The sequence below is a fragment of the Synechococcales cyanobacterium T60_A2020_003 genome (assembly GCA_015272205.1).
Lineage (GTDB): Bacteria > Cyanobacteriota > Cyanobacteriia > RECH01 > RECH01 > JACYMB01.
Window position 1 is genome coordinate 1 of sequence record JACYMB010000089.1, and the last position, 6970, is coordinate 6970.

6 protein-coding genes are annotated in these 6970 nt (G+C 53.6%); 3 read left to right on the forward strand and 3 right to left on the reverse strand.

Translation table 11 applies throughout. The features are described from left to right. Positions 1 to 333 (forward strand): hypothetical protein (locus tag IGR76_04480; GenBank protein MBF2077778.1); only part of this gene is annotated, 333 nt, incomplete at its 5' end. A gap of 93 nt (positions 334 to 426) precedes the next feature. Here IGR76_04480 and IGR76_04485 read toward each other — a convergent pair. The 3 genes from IGR76_04485 to aspS are packed head-to-tail and all read right to left on the reverse strand — an operon-like array spanning position 427 to position 3555. After that, the gene (locus tag IGR76_04485; GenBank protein ID MBF2077779.1) at positions 427 to 1413 is read right to left on the reverse strand and encodes a cobalamin biosynthesis protein; all 987 of its coding nucleotides are present in this window, start codon (positions 1411 to 1413) and stop codon (positions 427 to 429) included. After that, positions 1404 to 1757: a c-type cytochrome gene (locus IGR76_04490; protein ID MBF2077780.1), complete on the reverse strand. Its 354-nt coding sequence runs from the start codon at positions 1755 to 1757 to the stop codon at positions 1404 to 1406. Before IGR76_04490 ends, IGR76_04485 begins: the two co-directional genes overlap by 10 nt. Before the next feature lie 4 nt (positions 1758 to 1761). Further along, positions 1762 to 3555: an aspartate--tRNA ligase gene (aspS, locus tag IGR76_04495; protein ID MBF2077781.1), complete on the reverse strand. Its 1794-nt coding sequence runs from the start codon at positions 3553 to 3555 to the stop codon at positions 1762 to 1764. A gap of 350 nt (positions 3556 to 3905) precedes the next feature. Here aspS and IGR76_04500 point away from each other — a divergent pair, with 350 nt between their 5' ends. Together IGR76_04500 and IGR76_04505 are read left to right on the forward strand one after the other, a co-directional pair. Beyond that, positions 3906 to 6386 (forward strand): CHASE2 domain-containing protein, encoded by a 2481-nt coding sequence (locus IGR76_04500; GenBank protein MBF2077782.1) that lies wholly within the window; start codon positions 3906 to 3908, stop codon positions 6384 to 6386. Between the two features lie 14 nt (positions 6387 to 6400). Beyond that, positions 6401 to 6877: a DUF1810 domain-containing protein gene (locus tag IGR76_04505; GenBank protein MBF2077783.1), complete on the forward strand. Its 477-nt coding sequence runs from the start codon at positions 6401 to 6403 to the stop codon at positions 6875 to 6877. The last annotated feature ends 93 nt before the right edge of the window (positions 6878 to 6970 follow it).

Genomic DNA, 6970 nt, shown 5'->3' on the forward strand with positions numbered 1-6970 from the left:
CGGGTTACAGTACTGCTTGCCAGCCATTGGCCCCGGGAAGATGGAACCTACGATGCGACGGTTCTCTATAGCGCTAACTGGGACTTTCAGGGACGAGCACAGTACCGCGACCGACGGGCGATCGCGATTACCTATGATGTTGCCCGCTTGCTCAAGGATCGCCCCTTTGAAAAAATCAGATGGGAGTTTGAGTTCACCTCGTCTGCTAAGCATATGATGGGTGCAGACTTTCGGGATGCAGAGGTTCTAGATTCGCACGCTAAGCGACCAGAAGCACGGTTAAAAGTGTCGCGTCAGACTGCTCGACAGCGAGTTGCGAGCTTACGACGATAGGCTGATACTAGGTTTGAGTTTCGAGAGTTCAGGTTTGCGTGGGCGATGCATTGCGCTATCAGCGATGCCAGCCTTGGATCGGTAACTGTCATTTCAAAAACGGGTATGAGTCACCTTATTGATCCAAAAACAGCCAACGATAGCCCCTCCAAGCCATAGCAGGAAGCTCCAACGAGTCAGGGCGATCGCCTGCTGAACGCGATCGCGGGTAAGCGGAACGATCGGATCACCGAGCAGCGGTTTCTCTTTGATTACTCCCCGATAGGTATTGACGCCACCCATCTGCACACCCAACGCAGCCGCGTAGGCACACTCGCTCCATCCGGCATTGGGGCTGGGGTCTTTGGGTGCGTCTCGAACACAGAGCCGCAAAACCCTTTGAGGCGTCCCTGACAACAACGCAACCGTCAGAACCGTCAGCCGACAGGGAATCCAGGTTAGGTAATCTTCAAACCGAGCGCTGAACCAGCCTAAATCCGTATAGGGGGGGTCCTTGTAGCCCACCATTGAATCTAAGGTACTCGCAGCTTTGTAGGCCAGCGCTAGGGGAGCTGATCCCATGGGTAAAAATGCACCAACAATCGCGTAGAACAGCGGAGCCATGACGCCATCGGTGGCATTCTCGGTGACCGTTTCCAGGACTGCCCTCAAAATCTCCGGTTCCGAAAGCGATTCGGTATCCCGGCCTACGTAACGGCTCAGACGCGATCGCGCCGCATCAAGATTTTTAGGATCAAGGGCATTGAGCACCTCTTCCGCCGCAGAACGCAAACTCCGTCCGGCAAAGCAACTGGCCAACATCACACTTTCGACACCGACTCCCAGAACCGGATGAAGGGCATAGGCGATTGCTCGAGTTCCCCAGGCGATCGCTCCCGTTCCTACAATCGTCACCAAACCGAGGATCACTCCAGCAAACTTGAGCGATCGCGGCGTAGTCAACCGTTTCAAAACAATGCGGCTATAGAACCCAATCCATGCCCCAATCACCTGCACCGGATGGAGCCAGTTCCACGGGTCGCCAATGAGGAAATCCAACAGAGCGGCGATCGCCAGCACTGAAATCTGCGCTAGTTCCATCCCTGCTGCGCCTGATTCAGCACATAGGCCGATACATCAAGAATCTCCTGTTCGGTGAGAGAGTCTTTATAGGCAGACATGGGCATTTTGCCATTGCGAACCAGATTGGCGATCGCCTCTACTGAGTCTCGATGGTTGCGCTGGAGTGCCTTTAGCTTCAGCGTCTTTCCACGCCGAATAATATTGCCGCCGTGGACATGGCACCCCACACACTGCGCCTCAAAAATAAGCTGACCATTGCCCAAGGCGAGGCCGCCAAACTCTCCTTCTGCCCGCACTGGCGCGTGCAAGAAAACAAGACTGAGAAATCCGATCAGTCCAATCATGAGAAGTGTGCGAATCATTCGCTTAATCCTTTGCTTTCGGCTCGTAAGTAGATTTAACGTACAGTTCCTTCAACTGCTGGTCATCCACCGTTGAGGGGGCATTCGTGAGCAGACAGCGAGCCTGTTGGGTCTTCGGAAAGGCAATGGTGTCCCGAATCGACTCTTCCCCAGCCAGCAGCATCACTAGGCGATCGATGCCGTAGGCGATCCCCCCGTGGGGTGGGGTGCCGTATTCAAACGCCTCGAGCAAGAAGCCAAATTTGTTGTATGCCTCTTCTTGGGAAAGGCCGATGGTTTCAAACACCTGCGCTTGCAAATCGGGTTGATAGATTCGGAGACTGCCTCCCCCAATTTCAAAGCCGTTGAATACGAGGTCGTAGGCTTGGGCACGAGCTGTCTTGAGGTCGTGGGCATCGTCGGGATAGGGAGCGGTAAACGGATGGTGGAGGGCTTCCAGTCGCTTCTCGTCGGCATTCCACTCAAACATGGGGAACTCCACCACCCAGAGCAGGTTGAGGGCGGTTTCGTCAATCAGCTTCAGTTCCCGTGCCACAAATTGACGGAGGCGATCGAGGGTCTTGTTGACGGTGGCGATATCCGCCGCGGCAAATAGCAAGAGATGCCCTGGCTTTGCTCCTGTCCGGGCTAGAAGTTCTGCTTTCTGGTTTTCCGTGAGGTTGTCTTTGATCGCGCCGATGGTATCAATCTCGCCGCCGTCGCGTACTCGGATGTAGGCCAGTCCCTTGGCTCCCGCTTCGGTCGCTTCTTTAAAAATGTCGCCACCGGGTTTGATGCGAACGTTGGAGATGGCGTCGTTACCGTTGGGAATGGGCAGGACTTTGACCATACCCCCAGCGGCGATCGCCCCGGAAAAGACCTTAAAGCCCGAATCTTTCATCAGGTCAGAGACATCGACTAATTCCAAGCCATAACGAGTATCAGGCTTATCGCTGCCGTAGCGATCCATGGCCTCGGCGTAGGTCAGGCGCGGAAAGGGACGAGGCAGGTCAATGCCTTTAACCGCTTTGAAAATGCTGGCAACCAGAGCTTCATTCAGTTCCAGAATTTCGTCCTGGGTCATGAAGCTCATTTCCATGTCAAGCTGGGTAAATTCCGGCTGGCGATCGGCGCGGAGATCCTCATCGCGGAAGCAGTGGGCGACTTGGTAGTAGCGATCGCACCCCGCCACCATCAGCAACTGTTTGAAAAGCTGAGGCGATTGGGGCAGCGCAAACCACTCCCCCGGATTCACGCGGCTAGGAACGAGGTAATCCCGCGCCCCTTCGGGGGTGGATCGCGTCAGTACGGGGGTTTCTACTTCCATGAATCCCTGCTCGTCTTCCAAAAAGCGGCGAACCGCTTTGATCACGTCATGGCGCAAGCGTAAGTTCCGGCTCATCCGTTCGCGGCGCAGGTCAAGATAGCGATACTTTAGGCGCAAATCTTCCCGCACAGACTCGGTTTCGGCGCTAGATACTTGGAACGGCAGCTGCTTGCGAACCGCATTCAGGATCTCAATGGTATCGGCGTAAATTTCGACCGCTCCCGTCGGCAGTTTGGGATTTAGCGATTCCGCAGGCCGTTGCGTCACCCGTCCCGTGATTTTAACCACATACTCATTGCGTAAATCCCCGGCTAGGGTGTAGGAGTCTGGTGTTCGTTCGGGATCGCTGACAATTTGGCTAATGCCCGTGCGATCGCGCAGGTCAAGAAAGATAACGCCGCCATGATCGCGCCGCCGATCTACCCATCCGCACAAGGTCACCGTTTTGCCAATATGTTCAGGTCGAAGTTGACCACAGTAATGGGTACGCATAGATCTAAATTCGGGGTGGAAATGGCTCTTTCAAGACTAACGAAACTTTTCCATTATCTACACTTTGGAACCTTTAGAAAAGCAAAGAGTCGTAAAGCACATTTTGAGATTTGGAAAATCCGTTGGAATCCTGGAGAAACGCTGTTCGAGTTTGAGGGACAAATGCGCGGTGATTTGTTCAACTCACGTCAGCAATCACCGTGGTCTAAGCGCGATCGCCCCCAGAACCGTCCGGAAGTTGGGCAGGTATGCTGGGTTTGTGGAGTAATCCCTTGCTTGTTCCTCATTACGGATCCTAACCATCGTCCATCCTGCCTGAATCGACCTATCGCCACGCCTGGAATGCGCCCATGAAGCGACCGTCTTCTTCCAGATCTCAACCCAAATCCCTGCCGCAAACCCTACCGGGTCGTCGTTCTGCCTCCCAGTCTCCACCCAGCGAAATTTCCGGGCTAGCGGGATGGTTTCAGCTTCGCACGTTGGGCTATACCTTGACGGGACTTTGGGCAGCAATCGCCGCAACCGCCGTCGCAGCAGACTTAGGCATTGTTGATTTGCTAGAGCGGCAAGGGCAAACGCTGTTTTTTGAAATGCGGGGTCCGGTGATACCCCCTAGTGATGTCGTCATTCTCGCCATTGATGAAGCATCCCTAACTCAACAGCAGTTTTACCAGGCCGACCCAGAGCGCTATTCCGCTTTAGAACCGATCCAAACTTGGCCTTGGAAACGGGCAGCCTACGCCACAGCCATTAACCGAATTATGGACGCAGGCGCACGGGCGATCGCCTTTGACATTATTTTTTCAACACCTAGCAGTTATGGCCCAGAGGACGATGCTGTGTTTAGCGAGGCTCTTCAGAACCATGCCGATCGGGTGGTTCTGGCGTCGCAATACACCGATGTTGCAACCCCCCAAGGGGTAACGACCCAGTACGTTCAGTCCATTGCCGATTTTCAACCGAGCGGATTACTGACCGGATTTATTAATTTTTATTTAGAACCCGACGGACGCATTCACCGCTTTGGCGAACAATTCGTAACGGAACTCATTCGTAACGCTCCCCCGTTCCAGGTCGAAGCCTACGAGTTGCTATCCCATAACACCCAATCCTTTGCTGTCGCCACCCTGGATGTGTCGCAACACGTTGCCCTGTCGAATAGCAACAGCATCTTCTTTTACGGGCCTAGCCAAACCTTTGAGCAAATTCCGTTTTGGTACGTTTTAGATGACGATAGCTGGACAAACGCACTCCAGTCGGGCGCGTACTTTAAGGACAAAATCGTGGTGGTGGGATCGGTAGCCGCTGTGCATCAGGATTTTCACGCTGCACCGTTTTCAAAAACCTGGTTTTACCCGCAAGCAATGGCAGGTGTAGAAATTCAGGCCAATGCGATCGCCACTCTGCTTCAAAATCGCTCCATCACAGAGGCCATACCTCAAGCTCCAGTGCGGGGGATTTTGGTGCTGGTGCTGCTGATAGGGGCGGGTTGGGTGATTGGTCGCCCTAGGCAGGCGCTCAACCGCTGGCTGGTGGCGATGGGACTGGCGATCGCCTGGGGTGGGATTGGCTACGTCGCGTTTATCCACGGACGGACGATCATTCCCACTACGGTTCCAATTGTGGCGATCGCTCTCAGTGGATTTTCCCAGCTAGTTACAGGGGTCGCCAAAGACCAGCGCAGCAAACAGCAGCTCCGCGAAGCCCTCCGCCGCCACGTCACCTCGCCCGTGATTCAGGAAATCCTAAATGAGCAAGAAGGTTTTCAAGATCTAATTCAGGAACGCCAAAAAGCACTTGCCGGAACCCTGCTGAGCGGACGATATCAGATTGTCAAAGTATTGGGAGCCGGAGGGTTCAGTGAAACCTATATTGCTGAGGATATTCTGCGTCCTGGAAAACCGCGTTGTGTCGTGAAGCAACTTCGTGTCCTTAGGGAAAATCCTAAGGCACATGAGTTCGCCCACCGCTTATTCACCACCGAAGCGGAAACGCTGGAACGACTAGGACAGCATGACCGTATTCCCCTGTTACTAGCGTCCTTTGAAGAAGCCCAACAGTTTTATCTCGTCCAGCAGTTTATCTCTGGCCACCTTCTGTCCCATGAGCTTCTACCCCACCGCGTCTTTTCAGAAGCAGACGTGATCGTCATGCTGTACGAAATTCTCCAAATTTTAGATTTTGTCCATCAGCACGGTATCATTCATCGCGACCTGAAACCCGCCAACCTCATCCGTCGAGATATCGATGCACGCCTCGTGATGATCGACTTTGGGGTGGCCAAGCGAATTACCACCCAACTTGCCAACATGGAGCAAGACGCTAAGTTCACGATTGCGGTGGGCACACCGGGTTACATGCCGCCAGAACAGCTTGCTGGAAAGCCTCGTTACAATAGCGACATTTATGCGTTGGGCGTGATTGGTATTGAAGCCGTGACGGGGCAACCTGCTAGCGCTTTTCCTCCCGATCCAGAGACAGGTTTGATGCCCTGGCAATCGTCGGCTCCCCAACTTACCAAGGAGTTTACGGCGTTGTTAGCTCGCATGGTCGAGCCAGATCCGACGCTACGGTTCAGTACCGCAAAGGCGGTGCAAGAAACCCTCCAAACCCTGCCCACTTACCCTGAGGAAGCCATTCGGTTCGTCACGGCTCAGGCTCCTACACCCAGTACCGTGCCTCAGGACAACTTGGCTTCCGAGGCGGAGGCCGAAGCTCAGGCCGACGTGAATACCGCAGCCTTACCGAATGATTGGTATGACACAACCATTGCTTCAAACGAAAATGCTCAAATTTCAGATTTCAGCGACGATACAGCGTTTTTAGAATGAATTCAAGGTGGATGATGACGAGTACACACCCATTTAATCCTGCATCCGATCCCTACGACCTTAATCGCTTCTTGCAGGCGCAGGCATCCAACTACGACCAAGCTCTCTCCGAGATTAGAGGTGGCAAGAAGCGATCGCACTGGATGTGGTACATTTTTCCGCAGTTTGAGGGGTTAGGATTCAGTGCAATGTCCCAACGCTACGCGATCAAAAGCCTTGAGGAAGCCAGAGTCTATCTCAGTCATCCTGTACTGGGGCAGCGTCTAATCGAATGTGCCCAAGCGGTTTTGGATGGCGAGGAACAGTCTGCCTACGATATCTTTGGTTCTCCTGATGACATGAAACTGAAATCGTGTGCGACTCTGTTTGCCCAGGTATCACCACCCGGATCGGTATTTGAGCAACTGCTGGATGAATTTTTTGCAGGTGAACGGCTTTGTTGCATGATTAGAAGGATGATCAGGCTCACCTTGAGGTCGTCCGGGTATTAAGCTTCGACTTTGTAGCTATCGGGTTTAGCGATCTGAATGGCTTTGTTGCATGATTAGAAAAACGGTCAGGTTCGCCTTGAGAGTGTCCTGGTA